This window comes from Sphingobacterium sp. InxBP1, from assembly GCF_026191775.1.
In the GTDB taxonomy this organism is placed as follows: domain Bacteria; phylum Bacteroidota; class Bacteroidia; order Sphingobacteriales; family Sphingobacteriaceae; genus Sphingobacterium; species Sphingobacterium thalpophilum.
Window position 1 is genome coordinate 287811 of sequence record NZ_JAINDX010000039.1, and the last position, 17177, is coordinate 304987.

Sequence of the window (17177 nt, forward strand, 5' to 3'; positions counted from 1 at the left end):
CTCTCACATTTCAAAATCACTACATTTTGGCATCCATCAACTTCTCACTTTGTGTTTTTGGACTGCCTAATGTCATTTTCAGGACAAAAGCCTTTTTTGAAACAAATGTTTCGGGAAGAGCAACATCATAATACGTATTTTTGTCAAGGTCCAAACCAATGTCAGCATGCTTCAATTCCAGTGCTTGTCCATTTTGCAGCAATATAGCTGTGGTTGGCACCTCGGTAGAATTCTTTGGCACAGCAATACGCACGATATTATTGACAGGCCGGTTAAACACAGTCAGATATAAGTTATCCTCCTTTCTGGTAAAGTATCCTAATTTGGACGGTGCAAGGCCGGCATGCCGTACACCATAGACAGCTTCTCCATTAATTTTAATCCAGTCGCCAATTTCCTTCGCCAACTTATCTTCTTCAGGGTGCATTTGACCATTTCCATCTGGGCCAAAGTTCAACACGAAATTCCCATTCATTGAGACACAGTTCATTAGCATATCGATCAAGTCATCCGAAGTTTTAGTATAAATTCCCGACCAATCCTTCATATAACCCCAACCGTTGGGCGGTATAGTCATCACACAGTCCCAATCACGTCCTTCAAGCCATTCAAATTCCTTCGGCATTTTCCTTTCCCAGCCCTGCTCATAATCGCCCAACATATCACCATTGGAGTCGAAATGCCGTTTGCCATATTCATCATTCCTGAATCGACTGCCAATAATTAATTTGGGATGTTTTTCACGAAGCTCTTTTTCCAGCTTATATGTAAAATCGTAGGCTTGAATCCAGGATTGATCCCAAGTGCCGTCAAACCAAAAGCCTTTAATCTCGGGGTAGTTGTCGAGAAGCTCCAACAATTGGTTGCGGGTATAGGCCAAAAATTTATCAAACTTAACTTTTTCCTCAGGTGTTGACGGGGCTTTTGAGAAGTAATTGGGATTATTCCATTCCATAATGGAAAAATACAAAAATACATCAATACCTTCTGCCGTATAAGCATCTACAACTTGCTTCACGATATCCTTCTTATATGGGCTCTTCTTAATTGTATAGTCCGTATACTTTGAAGGCCAAAGCGCAAAACCATCATGATGCTTCGTGGTGAAAATTAGGTATCTTGCTCCCATCTCCTTAGCTTGTTTGGCCCAGACCTTGGCATCGAATCCGCGAGGATTAAATTGCTTGTATAAATGATCATAGATATTCTTCCAATCTTTTGGAGCCGTAGGTCCACTCCAGGTGCGTATCCACTCTGAAGCTGCTGCTCCCTTTCTTGCGCTCACCCCTTCCCATTCATTACCGGGGATAGCGTACAGACCCCAATGGATAAATTGTCCTAGTCCATAGTTTCGGAACCGCTCCATCGCTGCATCTGTGCGATGGGCCGGAGTCAAGGGACCATACTTAACGTCTATTCTTTTCTCAACTTTCTTACGGGGACCAGTCCATTGTGAAAAAACTGCCGGCATATTAATGAATGCCGCACCAAGAAGCAGTGCTTTAATCAATTTATTGTATTTCATGTACGTCTTTTTATGGCCGAAAAACAGGTAAGATACTTACCACAACAGCCAGATTTTTAGAAATTTTCGTTAGTTCGGATTATCAATATATTGTTTCTGCGATGTTTTGATCACAGCAGGCTCGGGATTGCTTCCCTTAAAGGGATCAAAGTAATAAAGACCCTGGTCCCGGTAGAGCAGTAGATGCTTTTTCAGCGTAGTTGAAAATTGTTCAAAATTACGCATCGGTCCCGGCGTCCAAGCCGCCTCGGCCAATGCAGCGATTCGTGGAAATACCAGATAATCCAGCCGGCTGATATTGGTTACGGTCTCCGTCCAAAGATTGGCCTGAATACCCAGAACCTGTTTTTTCTTCACTCCCAAACTATCCAATTCGCTTCCGGCAAAATTGTATACCTTGATCAAAGGATTAAAGTCTTTTCCCCACCTACGACCATACTGGTGATCTTCTTGTTGTACAAAATCGAAATACATGGGCAGTCTGGGAGTCAATATGACCCCATACCCCTTGTTCAATATCTTGTTCAGCTGTTCGGGCTTATCATGGCGCCACCACATCATGACAGTACGATCCACAGAAAGGCCAGCATCTGCCATCTCATCCCAGACAATGATTTTTCCGCTCATGCCAGCTACAGAATCTGCCATGCGACGAATAAAATAGTCTTCTACCTCCTTGTTATTCTTTAATCCCACTGCTCTTTTAAGTTCTTGAACTTTGCTATCGTTATTCCAGGCATCACTGCCAAAAGCAACCTCATCACCGCCTAAATGTATGTAATCGCTAGGAAACAGGGATTTCACCTCCCTTAAAACGTTTGTTAAGAACGTGTATGTCGAATTTTTAGCCGGATGGAAGGTAAAGTCAGGGTGTCTATCGTTTCCACCGCCGGACAAAAATGGATAAGCCCGGTTGGCAGCAGTAGCATGCCCCGGCATATCCACTTCAGGAATCACCTCAATGTTTCGTTCAGCTGCATAGCATATGATCTCGCTGATATCAGCTTGACTATAATATTGTGATGGAGCATACGGGTTCAGATAATTACCAATCCCCCCTATTTGTGTTAGCCAGGGATACCGCTGAATACTCAAACGCCAGGCCGGTTCGTCCGTCAGATGCCAGTGAAATTTGTTTAGCTTGTAGAAGGCCATCCAATCCAATAATGATTTTACTTTTTCCTTACCAAAAAAATGCCTGGATTCGTCAAGCATAAAGCCACGCCAGGCGAACTGTGGTTTGTCTTCAATCTCTAAAGCTGGTAATTCAAAACCCTCGGTTTTCCTTTTGGCAGCGGCGATCAACTGATCCAAGCTGGACAAAGCATTGATCATACCAGCTCGGTTGGAAGCAAATACGGTTATCTGCTTTTGACCGACTTGGAGACGGTAGGCTTCGCTTTCCAGCTCACTGACATACTTTAGGACAACTGTAGCCTGCTTTTCATCTGCCATATATGTTGAGATGCCATATCGATTTAACAGCAATCTTCTTAAATACCACAACGACGATTCGAAATTAACATCCCCAGCGATCCCCACATGCTCCGATAAGATCATTTCGCTTTTCCTAATTTCATATTTCAAAGGTCTAGGGATAATCGCTATTTGAGAAATCGCTTGCTGGAATAACAGCGGTATGAGCATAAATGCAATCAATAATTTACTTTTCATGTGATAATTAGTCTTTTAACTTACAATAATACATCAAAATTAGTAGGAATCCGACTCGCGTCATCCAATGTAACTGAAAGCGCCACAAGTGTGCCTATATGTTTGAACATTAAGCTTCCCCATGTTGAGGGCGGCATGTATCTGCTACCACAATGGTAAAGAAATTATTAAGTTATCGCTGCAGTCCGCTACCAATCAATCGTTTGCGCAACTCTCGAAAACGTTGTAGTGTACCGGGTACAATTACATATATAAAGAAATAAACATAACCAGTAAAACAATTTATGCTCGAAATTATCAATTTATTTTCAAATAAAAATACACCTAAGAAGTGCCAAATTAGCGATTGTGTTTTTCTTGGCTATATTTGAAAATGAAACAATTACCCTAATTTAAAAACCATATGATCATAAGGATTTTTTATATGCTATTCTTTATTGGAATGACTTTGGCGAACTTACAGGCCAGGACCGTTATTCCATTCAATTCAAACTGGTCTTTCAAAAAAGGCCCTTTCTCCGCATCTCCTCTGGATTATCACCTCACATTTGAGGGAAAGTGGCAGCTGGTTAATCTGCCTCATACCTGGAACGCTGTGGATATGCAGCAGAAGGACATCAAGCCTGGAAGTCTGGGAAAAAATGAACGTTTTTATACTGGCGATGCATTCTATCGCAAAACTTTCGTACCTCAAACGGAATGGAAGGGAAAACGTATCTTTGTTCGATTTGAGGGTGTCAATACTCAAACGGAGGTGTACCTGAACAATAGTCCTCTTGCCGCCAAAAAGGGTAAAAACGATATCGTTTATGATAACAGTCAGCGTAATGGCAATTATAGCTTTGTGGGAAGGCACCAAGGAGGCTACTCCGCATTTGTATTCGAATTGACCGGCATGCTCCAACTGGGCCAAGAAAACGAGCTATTGGTCAAAGTGAACAACGAGGCCACCCCGCAGGTTATTCCGGTCAATCACACCTTATTCCCGATGTATGGCGGCATTTACCGGCCCGTTGAACTTATCGTGACGGATGATATCCATATTGCTGTCAATGACTTCGCTTCTGACGGCGTCTATATCACACAAAAAAATGTATCGAAAAAAGCTGCAGATATCGCTGTTAAAGTGAAAATCGACAACAAATCTGGCCGCACCCAGCCAATTGAACTGCTCACTACGATCTTTGAGAAAGACGGCACGATAAAAGCAAAGCAGACAACTGCTTACACAGTGCCGCCACAAGGCCGACAGATTATCACGCAACAGCTAGCCATCAAAGCTCCACACCTATGGCAGGGATTAGACGATCCATACCTCTATCGTGCGGTAACCCAGCTAAAGAAAGGTGGGGAGATCATCGATGAAGTGATCACCCCGTTGGGCATTCGCAAATTTGAATTGCGCACTGGGCAGGGCTTCTTTTTAAATGACATAAAATACCCCCTTTATGGTGTATGCCGCCACCAGGACCGCTGGGGCAAGGGCTCTGCACTAAGCAACGCCGATCACGACGAGGATCTGGCTATCATCAAAGAAATGGGAGCGACCTCAATTCGCTTAGCTCATTATCAGCAATCGGAATACTTCTATTCAAAATGTGACAGTATAGGCCTGGTCGTCTGGGCAGAGATTCCTTTTGTCAACCGCGTGACAACCCTGGAAGACAACAATGCCCAACAACAGCTAAAAGAACTGATCCGGCAGAATTTCAATCATCCGTCGATTTATATCTGGGGGATGCATAATGAAGTTTATAGCCCCACGGCTTACACGGTCGAGCTGACCAGTAAATTAAATGATCTAGCCAAATCCGAGGATCCAGACCGCTATACGGTCTCTGTCAGTGGATACAACCTGATCAACCATCCTGTCAACAACAATGCTGATGTACAGGGGATCAATCATTATTTTGGATGGTACAACGGTGAGCTTGAAGACAAATCCGAAAAGGATGACGATGTAGCTTCCTGGGCCCAACGAATCAGCCGTGAGTTTAAAGACTACAAAATCATCTTTTCCGAATACGGTGCAGAAGCAATACCCGAAGATCAGGCCGAGGTGGTGGGCAATTTTGGCAATCAATGGAGCAATCCATACTTTTTTCCAGAAGAATATGCGACCAAATTTCATGAAATTCATTGGGGCGTCATCGCCAAAAATCCAATTTTCCTTGGCTCTTATGTTTGGAATACCTTTGATTTTGCCACGCCGATCACAGCCCTGAATGTTAATCCAAGGAATTATAAGGGATTGGTTTCCTTTGACAGAAAGTTAAAAAAAGACGGATTTTACTGGTACAAGGCTAATTGGAGCAAGGAGCCGGTCCTGTATATTACCCAACGCCGTATGATCAATCGCGGCAACCAAATGACTCCTGTCACCGTTTATTCGAATAAAGGAGAACCAACATTGTTTGTTAATGGGACTGCTATTACAGGCGCAAAAAAAGGACAAACAGCCGTACACTATATCTTTGAAAATGTCAGACTCAAGCAAGGGTCAAATACCCTGGAAGCAAAAGTAATTCAAAAGGATGGTAAAGTGTTGACAGATCGTATCAACTGGAACTACGACCCTGCGTATAAACAAGATGCCGGGGGGCCAACCCAATCAAAAACAGAACATGTAGGCCTTTAATCCGGGACCCTTTGACATTTACCGATAAATGTAAGTCACTTACCGAGATTCCCTGCCGATTGACCTAATGCGGCTACGTCATCCAGCAGATCTGCCCTACCTTTGAAATATCAAATAAGGATTAAAACATAAAAATAATAAAGATCATGACAACTAAAACGACATTCAGCATCAACGGCAAAACGATCACAAAGGCTCTTCAGGATCTTTCTGACTCATTTAAAAATTCACGACTAAAAGTTTCATCCAAAAGGGATCAGGAATATTTAAACATTTCTCTGCTTTTGGCCGTGATCATCGGCCTGATCATTCCTGTAGCTTTTGTTGTGCTTATTATTCTAACACTGGTATGCAATCTTCAGGTAGCTATCCTACAGGAAGAGAAGCAGGGTATTGCAAAACAAAAATTAATTGAATTGAAGTAACTAGGCAAAAAATATCTCTCCCTCAATAAGAACGGGGGCTCCACAAGGCGCCCCCGTTTCTTTAGTCCACCAGATGGCGGACTAAGGGACGAGGTCATAATTTAAATCAACTTATTCTAGTGTAGGATTAAACTCTCCGCCCCAATCTTTATTCTGTTTGATATTTGGATTCTTATCGATTACCGATTGCGCGATCGGGAAAAAATAATAAGTATCAGGAACTAAGTTAACCTTATTTCCCGTACTGGGCACCTGCAGCACACTGTATTTAAACTGGTTTTCCTTCAACTGATAAGTTTTCGCTAGATTTGCTGCAGCTTTCAGATCCATCTCAGAGCCATTGGCGTTGATGGCGATAGCCTCCACTCCATGCTTCGTTGCATTGTTCAATACAGATAGTCTACGCAATCTCCGAAGATCCCAAAAACGGTGTCCTTCGAAACAGAATTCAATATTCCGCTCAGCCAATAAGGCTTCGCGCATTTCGGTCCTGTTACTCGCGACAATGCCATAGTTATTGTCCGCACCCGGCTCAATTCCTGCCCGCATGCGGATCTGCTTCAAGATGGACATAGCTGTAGCCAGATCTCCTGTTTCATTAGCCGTTTCGGCATAATTCAACATCACTTCCGCATAACGCATCAATACAAAGTCGACGTCATACTGTGTCTCCACCTGAGTCTGACGTAACGAGAGCTTGGAGTTCTTCAAAATAAAAAATCCCGTATACCGATCTCTGTTGGACGAGGTAGTTCCGGCGTTAGGATTCTCCCCAAAATTGTCCAATGCGTCTGCTATCCCCAATGATGTATATTGCCGTTTACCCGTTTTGCCCGACACTTCGTAGATTTTTCCATTCCAAACGATTGACTTATCGAAGCGAGGATCGCGGTTTTCCCAGTAAGACTGCAAAAATTGTGCATCAGTTTTATGGTATTTGCTGGTCGGATCCGAATAAAGTTTGCCATCCTTCATCGGAAACTCTTTGACAAAGTCCCAGGTAGGTACAGCGCTCGCCGTCCCCCGGCTCTCCGACCCCGGACGTACCCCGTTATCCCAGTTGGCTACTTTATTGGGATAAGAGTTGATCACCGCAAAAACTACCTCAGGCCCCTTTTCAACAAGCGCAATATTCGCGTAATCCGCCGTGAGGCTATATCCCTGTGCTTTGAGCTGTTGGTAAGCCAGCTTGTTGACAGCATGCGCTTCAGCCCAATACGCGTTTCCGTACGGGTTTGCAGGATTGAATTGCGGCGAGGCCTTATACAGCAACACCTTGGCTTTGAAAGCGAGAGCGAAGTTACCATCTATGCGACCGTAATCCGCCGCCCCCTTCGCGATCGTCATCGGCAAATAACCCATGGCGTCATCCAGATCTTTGACGATCAGATCAAAGCACTCTTTGGTTGAGTTGCGAGGAACTTTCAGGTCATCCTCTTCTAGGCCTTGCGGCTTGGTGATATAAGGTACTCCACCATGATATTTTACCATGTTAAAGTACATATATGCCCGCATGAACAGCGCCTGTCCCAATATATTTTTTTTGGTGGCATCATTCAGCCCAGTACTTCCGCTAACGTGTTGGATAGCGGTATTGATCTTACGGATCGTCGTATAGTCCCAAGCTTTATAGGCCGAATTGTTAACAGTAACTGCATTCAAAGGAAAATTGATCCCAGCAAGCTGCTGCGAATTATTGTCGGCGCCGCTACTCCAGTTTCCGAACAGGGTATATAGATTGGCCAAGTAAGCATTCACTAGATTTGGATCGTTCCAGACACGATCTTCATTGACCGAATTCAGATCCTCGATATCCAGTACATTTTTACAAGACGCCGTCGCCAACGCGAAGGCAATCAAAGGATAAAATATTTTTTTCATCTTAAAAAGCAATTAAAATTTAACATCAAGCCCGAGTGTAAAAGTCTTCATTACCGGGTAAGAATCGTACATCTTTTGCTCAGGATCGTGAAACTCTTTCATCGGTGAAAAAACGAACAAATTAGTTCCATTTAAGAACACATTGACGCTTTTCATTTTGATTTTTTCCGTGATGGACTGCGGTAACGTATATGACACATTTAGATCTCTTAACCGCATATAGGCACCGTTTCGGATCCAGAAGGTAGAGGATGCCGCACCAGATTCCTGCCAGTTGTATCCTACGGGACGCGGATATTTTGCATCCGGGTTCTCCGGTGTCCAGACATCCGAAGTCCAGATCGGATAGTAAGGCCTAAAGGTATCCCCATGCTGACGCATACCCGCACCTTCCTGATTGCTGATGACACGGTCATAGGCTAATACACCTTGGAACAGCGCTGATAGATAGATACCTTTCCAGCTTGCATTAAACCCAAATCCATAGTTGATGCGGGGTGTATTATTTTCCGACAGCAGCTCCATATCATTATCATCAATAATACCGTCGGGCTGATCGGAATAATTCTGTCCACGGATATCCTTATAAAGGATCATTCCCGGATAAGGATCACGCCCGTAGGTCTTAAAGCCTTTTTCTTTTAGTGCATCTGCTTCCGCCTGTGAACGCACTAGCCCCGAAGCTTCCAGGCCGATAATCCTGTTTTCGGGGCGTCCCACTTTAGAACGGAAATGTTCTCTCCCTCCGGGACCATAAGATGGCTCTTCATCAAAAATATCCCAACGATCTTTGGCATAGCCCATATTGGCGTTCAGCCCATAAGACAGCTCCCCAACTTTATCATTCCAGTTAAGCGAGAGCTCCCCTCCTCTAAAACTTCGGGCTGCGTAGTTTTCAGGGGCAAGTGCCCGGCCATAGTTGTCCGGCACCTTGATTCCTCTAGTGCCCAAAATATCTGTTTCCTTACGGATAAATCCATCCAGACTTCCGGTCAGTTTATTGTTTGCAAAACCAAAATCCACACCGACATTATAACTTTTCGACTTCGTCCAGGTTAGGTTCATCGTTGGGTTATCCAAGTAGGTCAATCCGGTGTAATAGCTATCTCCGAAAATATATCCCGGCACCGGAGTTCTGCTGCCCGACCGCGAAGTGATGATCGAACTATATTTCTCCATATAGGAATAGGGAAGTATCGAATAGCCTTCCACATCAACAAAGTTGCCCGAGCTTCCGTATGAGGCTCTCAATTTTAGGTCACTAACAGTGTTCTTGAGGGATGAGAAAAAGTTTTCGTCCGACACACGCCAACCTAATGACATGGAGGGGAAGAAACCCCAGCGCTTATCATTAGGAAACAGTGGTGAACCGTCATAGCGGAACGAGAATTCGGCGATATATTTATCCGCATAGTTATAGTTGGCGCGGCCGATAACTCCCCGTCTTGAATCCATCAACTCAAAAGCGTCCGTCGAACGCATGCTCCTATCCGTTGGATAAATATACATCTGATCCAATGGAATAACCGGGTTCTCGGCCCTGGAGGTAATATTGGTTGTTCCCGACTTAAATTGTTCATAGACGACTAGCGCGTCCAGTCCATGTTTGCCAAACTTGCGGTTATAATTCAGAAACCAGTCAACCTGATACTGCCATTTTCGTTGTGGGTTATAGTCCATGAAAGGCTGGGCCTGACTAAAGGTGAAAATATTTATACGGTCTTCCGAGGGCGGGGCTGGTATAAAACGGTTGTCGTCAGGATTGAGAGACGTAAAGGTATAATTCTTCTGAAAGCTCATGTAGCGTTTACGCATGTAATCTTCTGCAACATAACTTCCCATTAATTTCGTGGACAGACCTTCTACCCATTTGTCCAACTTGAGATTGAGCGTCATGATCGGATTGACCTGGCGGACCTTGCGGTCGATATAACGGTCGCCGATAACCTGATCGATGACATTCCAAGCCTGCCAGCTCCCCATGGGTGTCTGTACTGGATAGGCTGTAGGTGTGTTACTCGGCGTACCGTCCGCCGTCAGGTAAAAAGGATACATCTTTGGCCAGTTAAACGTCACACGATAGAAGTCAGACACATCAAAATCATCGTCATTTGCCGAGGTGCTGAATGGCCAGAAGAAACGGTTAGAGTTAGTCTGGTTAGCTGAAATATTAAAATCCATGCTGAAGGCATCACTGATCTTCGCGGAAATATTACTACGCAGATTAAACTTTTCGTGCTCCAGTGATTTGTAAGAGCCATTTTCTTTCCGATAACTGAGCAAGGCGTAGTACGTAATTTTATCGCCTCCGCCATTGACGGCGATAGACTGACGGTGACTGAAGGGATTCCGCCAGATAACATCATTGGCATTGTAATTTTTATCTTTAAAATAATCAAACTCGCGTTGTCCATTCGGTGCCGTCCAAGGCTTACTTCGATTACCTTGCTCCCAACGGAATTGTGAAACCCTATTTTGGTAGATCAGTTCATCTGTTGCCGTGGTTAAATTGGCTAGCAGTGTCTGCGTGGGCGAACTAAACGAATAGTTGCTCTGCACGTTGAATACCGGAGCCTGCGACGTTCCTTTTTTTGTGGTTACCAGTACCACTCCATTCCCTGCACGGGTGCCATATACTGCGGCAGTACCGGCATCTTTCAGAAAGCTCATCTGATCGACCTCATTGGCCTCCAGGGCATCAAAGGCTGCCTTGTCACGGACAACACCATCAATGACATAAAGTGGTTCGACGGATGCGCCCCGAATACGTAGCGATGAAGAAGCCCCCGCCATACCGGAGGTATTCGTGACGTTGACGCCAGCGGCCCGTCCAGCCAAGGTATTTGACAGGTTCGATGGTGAAATATTTTTGAGCTGCTCTGAGTTGACGGCAGCCACTGCTCCAGTCAGGTTTCCTTTCTTTTGCTTTCCGTAGCCCACGATGACTACTTCCTCCAGAGACTCCGCATTCGATATCATGGTGACGGAAACAGATCCGGCTGCAACAGTTACTTCCTGCCGTGCATAGCCCTGGTAATTGACGATCAGGATATCGCCCTGTTTGGCCCTTATAGAAAAGATGCCGTTTACATTGGTGGAGGCCTGCACTGTAGTGCCTTTGACGGTAATCGTGGCCCCAGCAAGCGGTTCACCCTTTTCGTTTTTTACCTGACCTGAAATCTGTTGCTGTTCAACCACAGCATGCAAGATTGCCGATTCAGAATAGCTCGCGAACACATTAGGAGACGAGCACAAAAGACCAAGGCCCAATAAGCTTAATGGCCTTGCTTTCCTGTAAAAAAGATAGTTCTTTTTCATAATTAAGATGGTGGTTTAGATAAGAGTTACATAACAGTTTACCACAGGTTTTAGTTTACATGTCTTTTATAAAAAAATAACAAAAGACAGTTAGTAATACAGGAAATTAAATAAAAGATCGTAAAATTCAAACGATTTTATATATTTTTTTTCTAAACACCTTCTTAAATTATTCGATCAATTCAGGTTAATTATTAAAATTTTATAATACTCGAAACAAAGTCGGTACATCCGAACCAGCTGTTTACAGCTCGACAGGATCAACACGCTTATGCTATTTTGCTATAATGTAGCTATATCTTGACAATCCGGTCATCTATTCTCACATATTAGTCTTAAATTTGATTTCCAAACAGATAAAATAGGCTATAGTTAATTTATTGGATGAAAGAATACTACCGTGAAAAACAATAAAAAAATATTTATTTTCAGGACAATTTTGATTGCTTTCCTCATTGTTTCTTTAGTGTATATCGGATCGATATTCACCTACCAATATATAGAATACCAAAAAACCGAAGCCCGGTTGAACAAAGCCTACGGTTCAAAGAACCAGCTAACGAGCTTATTTTTTAGGCTTTTCGCTTCTTATAATGTGGCAGGAAGCGCTTTCCGCACCTATACGGTAGATTTTAGTGCTGAAAACCTGGCGAATTATACAAAGAGTCTGGACAGCCTTCGTTTTTACATCGATTCCCTATCTATTCTATCATCACAAAAAGGGATTTCTTTCTCGAACGCAGCACCTTTGGAACATAATATCCACCTTTCCGATGAATTTGCGCGGATTAAACAATCGGTCGACAATATGATCTTTTTGGCGAAAGACTCCTTGTCCCTCCTCACAAAAACGAACCGTTCCGTTCTTCCGGGAAAGAACAAGATCGATGCAGATTCTGTGATCAACCGTATATTGCGGGATACTGCGTTGAATGTAACAAAAAAAGACACCATCGTCCGAAAAAAAGGAAGTCTCTTCAACCGGATTTTCAAAGCTAAAAATGACACCTTAGTTGCCGATAAATTAGAGCAGCAGTTTAATGTAAATCAGATCAAAGCGATACACAGCCAGATTCAGACTTTAATCGAGCAGAATGAATCGTTCTACAAACAGGATTTCAGCAAAATACGTCATTCCTTTGCGCAGCTACAGCAAAAAGAACGGCAGTTATTGCAATCCAATTACGCTTTATTCAGCACCATCAGTACAGCTTTGCTGAAGATCAAGAGCCATGAAGACGAAACATTGAGAGCTGCCGAAATAAAAGACTTTAGTTTATATAAGAAAAATTCGGCTATTTTCGGCAATCAGGTGATTGCATCTATTGTGCTAATGATTGTCATGGTCACTTTACTTTTGTATTACCATTACAATACGATAATCTATGAGCGGAAGCTCACGGCAGCGAGGGACTACGCATTGCGTACAGCGAAGGAAAAGGCGAGTATACTGGCTAATGTCAGCCACGATGTCCGTACCCCGTTAAATTCACTGGTGAGTATCATTGACCTTATAAAGGACAATACCGCTAACAATCGGGTCAGTCCTGCTCTGCTCGACACGATTACGGAAGATATCCACGACATTAACGTCACCGTTGAGGACATCCTCAATCTGGGCAAGCTGGAATCAGGCATGCTGGAAATCAAAGAGGAGTATTTTTCTCCGGCCCAGCTATTGACCAATCTGATAAAAATGCATCGAAGTCAGGCAGACAAAAAAGGATTAAAGCTAATTAGCCAGATCAACATAGATCAGGACATCCTGATCAAAAGTGGTGCTTATCGCGTACGGCAGATTGTGTCAAATCTACTCAGCAATGCGATTAAATATACCGATAAAGGGCAGGTTGAAGTACGGGCTTCTATGACATCTGAAGGTGCTAAAGCCTTGCATGTACAGGTCATCGATACAGGAAAAGGGATCGCCGCCAAAGATCAGGAGCATATTTTTGAGCAATATTACATGACGGATCTGAAGTCTAAAAACAGCTTCGGCCTTGGATTGCATATTTCCAAACTCATGGCAGAGCAACTGAACGGCACCTTGTCCGTCAGCAGCCAGCAGGGAAAAGGCTCGACCTTTATGCTGACTGTACCCGTCATTGATGAGAAGATAGCTCCTAAGCAAATAGTCAAATCGCACAAGGTACCCACAGAATTGCACTTTGTTGTTATCGATGACAACCCGATCAACAATATGTTTGTCAAGCAGAACTTACAACAATTTAAAAATGTCCAGATCTTCCAGGATTCTCATGCCGCCAGAACATACCTTCAATCCAATGCTGCCGATGTTGTCATCACAGATCTCAATATGAAAGAACTGAGTGGCTGGGACATTTTGAACTTTGTGAAAGATCAAAATGCAGCACAGGGTTTTAAAAGTATCGTTATCGCATTGACATCGGACGAGTCCCAGGTCAGCGTGCGGGTACCGGAAGGACAAGTGCATCAATTTGATGGTGTCATGGTCAAACCCTTTCAAATGGCAACATTGAAACAGATCCTAACATCGGCAGACCGCTAGTATCTTGTTTAAAAACAAGCTTCGCTCATGAGGAAACGGTCTTAGTCACAAGAAAACCTTCTGCACTGCACTTCCAGCCGAAGTGCAAGGGTTGGTATATAGTCTACAAATACCATGTATAGCTGTACGATGACGAGCCGATCGACAAGCAACAGAGGAAAATAAAAAGGAATGCCGATAACAAATATTGCTATCGGCATTCCATCACCTATCTATGGCTATAAGGTAGATATAGAGTGCTTATTTGTCCTGAATACAACGTACTGGGTAACCAGCTCTTTTAAAGTAGTTGGATGTATCCCAAGAGGTCTGGAAACCACGTCCCTGTCTTGCTCGATCATTTCCGCCCACTTCTGTATTTAACCAATAAATTGCGGAACTTTGTCTAACGCGTTGTGATCCATCAACGGTTTCTCTATGGCCAGCAGCCGGAAAACTCAATTTGATATCGCTACTTTTTCGGCTCGTCATAACATGCGCTGCAGTGAAGTCTCCTAATCCAACTGAAGTACCCGAAAATGGAATCCAATTTCCGATCGAAGTGTGTCGCGTACTATTTCCTAAGCGGGTATATTCTGCCGGCGTAGGTACTCGATCTCCCGTACCACAAGGATCCAATGGCGCCTTGATAGGAGCAGCTTCTGTGCCGCTGTTCCAGGAACCATCAGGTGCGGGCGTCGTGTTCCATCCCGCAATTGCGCCATCGCCGCTGTACGCATTCGCGACAGCAGCCTGACGCCCCCATTGATAATAATTTCCATATAAGCCCTGGTTTGATGGCACAGCATCTGGATCATTAACTGCTGGATTCAGATTGGCCACTCCAAGATTATAGCGATCCCAGCGATGCCCAGCTATGACGGCATAGCGCGCATCAGCATCTGTAGCACTTCTCGTCTGATTGGATGCATTCACATAGCGGTCGCTGTTAAAACGTAGTTTCAGGGTATATGAATAGCCCGGCTTAAGGCCTTGGCCGTTATTTGAGAAGTTGAAATAAACATCATTAGGATTAACATCATGTCCTACTTTGATGCTTCCCGCATTGATCTTAATAGCAAGTTGAAAATCCGGTAGCCCTTGCTGATTTACAATAACAGTCTGTGCGGTTGTACTGAGATTCTGCATCTGGTAATAATCAGGAGCTTGATTGACCCCAGTGCCGGCAATAACCTTTCCAGTACTCATGTCAACAATTGGCGCAGTAACCGAGCCCGGAGTATAGTCGATAAAACCATTCACAGCAGCTTCTGACATGTATCCTCCCTTTTGATAATTAGGTTGTCCAAAAGTGCCGGTAGCATCGCTGTTATCAACCAGAATGTTGACACGCGTAAACATGTGTTGCAGTGGCGTTGTCAATGGTGTTGCCGTATTATTGCCAAGGATTGTCACATCCTTCTCAACAGCACACATATAGTCTCCATTACTTTCCGTAACGCCCGGATAATTTAATGTAAATCCGCTATTCGGATCACTCGTGGGAAACATATTCTTGGAGGGATCCACAGCTGGCGGATCATCTGTCGTCGAACCGAAAGAATAGATAAAAAAGTTATACTTTTGTCCCGCTACAAGCTTATCTCCAAAAAAGACCTGATTCGGATCAGAAGCGTCGCCTACTGCCTGATCGACATAGGTACCATCCGTTTCAAACGCCACAATGCGATATTTCACGGCCCCTCTTAACGAAAGAGGTTTGGCTGCCGCTTTTTTACCAGCAGATGCCTTTAGTCCCGACGCAGTAGTGTTTTCTGAAAGTTCTGCAGTCACCGTAAAAGGACCAGACTGCACCTCCTTATACAGCACAGCAGGCTCTACTACTGTGCGATTTGATGAGGCCTTCGTATTGATCGATTCATTGTCAGTAAACTCTCCTTCCATTAGTGTAAGCCGCACACCGTCCTGATTTACTTCAAGGTTGTTGTTTGCTTTATCTTTACTACAGGAAGCAGCTATAATTAAAAGTGCCGCAACAGATAATTTAATCTTTGCGATTGAATACGTTATTTTCATATTTTGGTATTAGAGTTTAGACTGTTAGTTTATTGCCACCATTCACCGCTACTTGGATCTTTAGTTTCTGATCCACCATTGATCCAATCATCCTCCTGAACACCGGATCCGCCTCCGGGCTGACCCGAACCATTGGATCCGGCAGCAATGCCTTCTTCCATTTCTACCTGCACAATGTCTATAGCAGGTTTCATGTAGATTTTCTTTTCCATAATTTTAATTCTTCTCATGTTTTTGTATAGTTAGTTAACGAAATCGATATCTGGCTCTTTTCGACTCTACAAAGATTAATATTGTATTCCATTAACCTCCAAAATAACCCTATCACATTGCTATCACATTTATACCGCTTAGCTAACACATTGGACCAAATGCTATAAAAATTCAGCGTTAAAAGATGGTGTAATGTAACTATGTCACATGAGCACATTGAATTCTCCTGTTAATAATTAATTAGCTTAAGGATATTTTATTTGTTTATTCAATAGCCGGATTAAGCATATTTTAAAATAAATCTTCAAAATTGAATAATCTTACATAGTACACGCAATCAACCGATAATTCAATTGACTTATTGTTATCGCCGACGATATGCTATTCTTATGAGAAAAGAAAACAACTAAAAATTCTAGATCACAACGCTTGATTTTCTAAATACTATAGTGACATCACTGAAAACAGATCACCGACTACATGTTCATAACCATTTCTTTAATTAAGTTGCCAGACAATGGAAACAAAGAGAAGTTTCACGGATACGCGTTCAATACGCGTGAAGGTGAATAATGTGATTAGTACCCCAAAAAGGTAAATATGGCATAGTAAAAGCTGGAAGCTTGACCAGATCTGGACTTCGATAGACTATGCGTTAAAACATAAATGTATTTATCATAACGCATAAAAGCCGAGATACGGACATTTATGACTGTATACCGTACGGCAGTATATCAGGACCGTACATGCCCATAAACCGTTTCCGGTATCCGCAGAGAGCGGTTCACTCGGGTCATCCATCTGAGGAATATAAGAGGCTCAAAACGAAAGAAGCCCTTGACTGTTTCCAGCAAGGGCTTCCGTGTAAAAAAAGGCACCGACCTACTCTCCCACCTGTTACGGCAATACCATCGGCTCTGGCGGGCTTGACTGCTCTGTTCGGAATGGGAAGAGGTA

9 protein-coding genes and 1 rRNA gene are annotated in these 17177 nt (G+C 43.5%); 3 read left to right on the forward strand and 7 right to left on the reverse strand.

Features of this window, described 5'->3' with window-relative positions; all coding sequences use genetic code 11:
- Positions 1–19 precede the first annotated feature (19 nt).
- Both K7A41_RS04355 and K7A41_RS04360 read right to left on the reverse strand, forming a co-directional pair.
- The gene (locus K7A41_RS04355; protein WP_265712761.1) at positions 20–1525 is read right to left on the reverse strand and encodes an alpha-L-fucosidase; all 1506 of its coding nucleotides are present in this window, start codon (positions 1523–1525) and stop codon (positions 20–22) included.
- Positions 1526–1594: 69 nt separating this feature from the next.
- Complete coding sequence (locus tag K7A41_RS04360) at positions 1595–3199, reverse strand: beta-N-acetylhexosaminidase (protein WP_265712762.1); 1605 nt, start codon at positions 3197–3199, stop codon at positions 1595–1597.
- Positions 3200–3602: 403 nt separating this feature from the next.
- Here K7A41_RS04360 and K7A41_RS04365 point away from each other — a divergent pair, with 403 nt between their 5' ends.
- Positions 3603–5837, forward strand: coding sequence for a glycoside hydrolase family 2 protein (locus tag K7A41_RS04365; protein WP_265712763.1), 2235 nt, complete (start codon positions 3603–3605; stop codon positions 5835–5837).
- Between the two features lie 146 nt (positions 5838–5983).
- Positions 5984–6262 carry a DUF4342 domain-containing protein gene (locus K7A41_RS04370; protein WP_265712764.1) on the forward strand — a complete coding sequence of 93 codons (279 nt, stop codon included), beginning with the start codon at positions 5984–5986 and terminating at the stop codon, positions 6260–6262.
- Between the two features lie 111 nt (positions 6263–6373).
- Here the strand turns inward: K7A41_RS04370 and K7A41_RS04375 are convergent, their stop codons facing one another.
- Both K7A41_RS04375 and K7A41_RS04380 read right to left on the reverse strand, forming a co-directional pair.
- Complete coding sequence (locus tag K7A41_RS04375; RefSeq protein WP_265712765.1) at positions 6374–8143, reverse strand: RagB/SusD family nutrient uptake outer membrane protein; 1770 nt, start codon at positions 8141–8143, stop codon at positions 6374–6376.
- A 12-nt stretch (positions 8144–8155) separates the two neighbouring features.
- A complete protein-coding gene (locus tag K7A41_RS04380) occupies positions 8156–11461 on the reverse strand; it encodes a SusC/RagA family TonB-linked outer membrane protein (protein WP_265712766.1) in 3306 nt (1101 codons plus the stop codon).
- Between the two features lie 400 nt (positions 11462–11861).
- Here K7A41_RS04380 and K7A41_RS04385 point away from each other — a divergent pair, with 400 nt between their 5' ends.
- Positions 11862–13991, forward strand: a complete 2130-nt coding sequence (locus K7A41_RS04385; RefSeq protein ID WP_265712767.1) for a hybrid sensor histidine kinase/response regulator — start codon at positions 11862–11864, stop codon at positions 13989–13991.
- A gap of 240 nt (positions 13992–14231) precedes the next feature.
- Here the strand turns inward: K7A41_RS04385 and K7A41_RS04390 are convergent, their stop codons facing one another.
- The 3 genes from K7A41_RS04390 to rrf form a co-directional block, all read right to left on the reverse strand.
- The gene (locus tag K7A41_RS04390; RefSeq protein WP_265712768.1) at positions 14232–16007 is read right to left on the reverse strand and encodes a hypothetical protein; all 1776 of its coding nucleotides are present in this window, start codon (positions 16005–16007) and stop codon (positions 14232–14234) included.
- Positions 16008–16036: 29 nt separating this feature from the next.
- Positions 16037–16237 carry a hypothetical protein gene (locus K7A41_RS04395; protein ID WP_265712769.1) on the reverse strand — a complete coding sequence of 67 codons (201 nt, stop codon included), beginning with the start codon at positions 16235–16237 and terminating at the stop codon, positions 16037–16039.
- 852 nt (positions 16238–17089) lie between these two features.
- Positions 17090–17177 (reverse strand): 5S ribosomal RNA (gene rrf, locus K7A41_RS04400); the annotation flags it as partial.

What these genes read in the sequence shown, in the direction of transcription:
- K7A41_RS04375 (WP_265712765.1), bottom strand. Translation starts at nt 8,143, where the DNA reads ATGAAAAAAATATTTTATCCTTTGATTGCCTTCGCGTTGGCGACGGCG.
- K7A41_RS04355 (WP_265712761.1), bottom strand. Translation starts at nt 1,525, where the DNA reads ATGAAATACAATAAATTGATTAAAGCACTGCTTCTTGGTGCGGCATTC.
- K7A41_RS04360 (WP_265712762.1), bottom strand. Translation starts at nt 3,199, where the DNA reads ATGAAAAGTAAATTATTGATTGCATTTATGCTCATACCGCTGTTATTC.
- K7A41_RS04395 (WP_265712769.1), bottom strand. Translation starts at nt 16,237, where the DNA reads ATGAGAAGAATTAAAATTATGGAAAAGAAAATCTACATGAAACCTGCT.
- K7A41_RS04365 (WP_265712763.1), top strand. Translation starts at nt 3,603, where the DNA reads ATGATCATAAGGATTTTTTATATGCTATTCTTTATTGGAATGACTTTG.
- K7A41_RS04380 (WP_265712766.1), bottom strand. Translation starts at nt 11,461, where the DNA reads ATGAAAAAGAACTATCTTTTTTACAGGAAAGCAAGGCCATTAAGCTTA.
- K7A41_RS04390 (WP_265712768.1), bottom strand. Translation starts at nt 16,007, where the DNA reads ATGAAAATAACGTATTCAATCGCAAAGATTAAATTATCTGTTGCGGCA.
- K7A41_RS04370 (WP_265712764.1), top strand. Translation starts at nt 5,984, where the DNA reads ATGACAACTAAAACGACATTCAGCATCAACGGCAAAACGATCACAAAG.